Raw genomic sequence first — 1,469 nt, 5'->3', positions numbered from 1 at the left:
CCGGGCAGGCCTTGTGGCGCGTCGGCCAGTTGCTGCTGCCAGTAGCCCAGTTCGCCATCCAGGCCGCCAGCGTACTGCTGCAAATGCTCGCCCCAGGCCTTGAAGGCCGTGGTCTTGGCCGGCAGCGTCGGCGCCTGGCCGGTCAGGGCCTGGCGGTAGGCGCTGTGCAGGTCGTCGAGCAGCACTCGCCACGACACACCATCGACCACCAGGTGATGAATGACCAGCAGCAGGCGCTGGGTGCCATCGGCCACTTCGAGCAGCACCGCGCGCAGCAGCGGGCCTTCGGCCAGGTCGAGGCTACGCTGGGCCTCTTCGCAGGTGGCCTCGATTTCCTCGGCGGTTTGCAGCGAAGCGCGCCACAGCAGCGGCTGGGCAGGTTGCAGCGGGCCATGTTCGGCGCGGCCCTCGGTAAAGCGCAGGCGCAGGGCGTCGTGCTGGGCGTAGAGCGCCAGCAGTGCGCGCTCAAGGGCGCCGGCATCCACCGTTTCAGTGCCGCGCAGCAACAGCGACTGGTTCCAGTGCTGAGGCTCGGGCATGGCCTGGGCGAAGAACCATTGCTGGAAGGGCAACAGCGGCATCTCGCCGGTCACCGGACCTTGGTCGACGCTCGGCACCAGCGCTTCACCAACCTGGGCCACCGCTGCAAGGCGCTGCACAGTCTGATGCTGGAACAACGCTTTCGGGGTGATACGAATGCCAGCCTGGCGCGCACGGCTGACCACCTGGATGGACATGATCGAGTCGCCGCCCAGGGCAAAGAAATTATCGGTAACGCCGACCGGGTCGCAGCCAAGCACGGCTTGCCAGATTTCAGCCAGCGCAACTTCCGTGGCGCTCACCGGCGCCTGGTAATCACGCGCCTGGGCGCTGATGTCGGGACGTGGCAAGGCCTTGCGGTCCAGCTTGCCGTTGGGTGACAGCGGCAGTGCGTCGAGCGCCAGCCATTGGTTGGGCACCATGTAGTCCGGCAGGCCGTGCCCGAGGTGCTCGGCCAGTTGCGCTTGCCAGCCGTCCACTTCGCCGGCCAGCACCACGTAACCCACCAGTTGCTTGCCATCGGGCACCGTCACCACCGCTTCGCGGACCAGTTCGTGCTCCAGCAGGCGCGCTTCGATTTCGCCCAGTTCGATACGCAGGCCGCGCAGCTTGACCTGATGGTCGATACGACCGGCGTACTCGATCACGCCGTCGGCGCGGTAGCGCGCTAGGTCGCCGGTACGGTAGATGCGCTCGCCGGTGCCGTAGGGGCTGACTGCAAAGCGTTCGGCAGTCAGGCCGGGGCGGCGGTGATAGCCACGAGCCAGACCCGCTCCGGCCAGGTACAGTTCACCGAGCACGCCCACCGGCACCGGTTGCAGTTCGGCATCGAGGATGTAGCACGCCAGGTTAGCGATTGGCTCGCCAATCGGCACGCTGTCGCGGCCTTCTTCGCGGCAGGTCCAGTGGGTCACGTCGATGGCCGCTTC

1 protein-coding gene is annotated in these 1,469 nt (G+C 67.3%); it reads right to left on the bottom strand.

Annotated elements, in window-relative coordinates; all coding sequences use genetic code 11:
- The coding region (locus tag HU720_RS23900; protein ID WP_186523618.1) for a condensation domain-containing protein at positions 1-1,469 on the bottom strand (1,469 nt) is incomplete at both ends.

The sequence above is a fragment of the Pseudomonas sp. SWRI51 genome (assembly GCF_014268825.1).
Taxonomy (GTDB): Bacteria; Pseudomonadota; Gammaproteobacteria; order Pseudomonadales; family Pseudomonadaceae; genus Aquipseudomonas; species Aquipseudomonas farsensis.
Note: the sequence above shows the minus strand (reverse complement) of the source record. Positions and strands in the feature narration are given on the sequence as shown.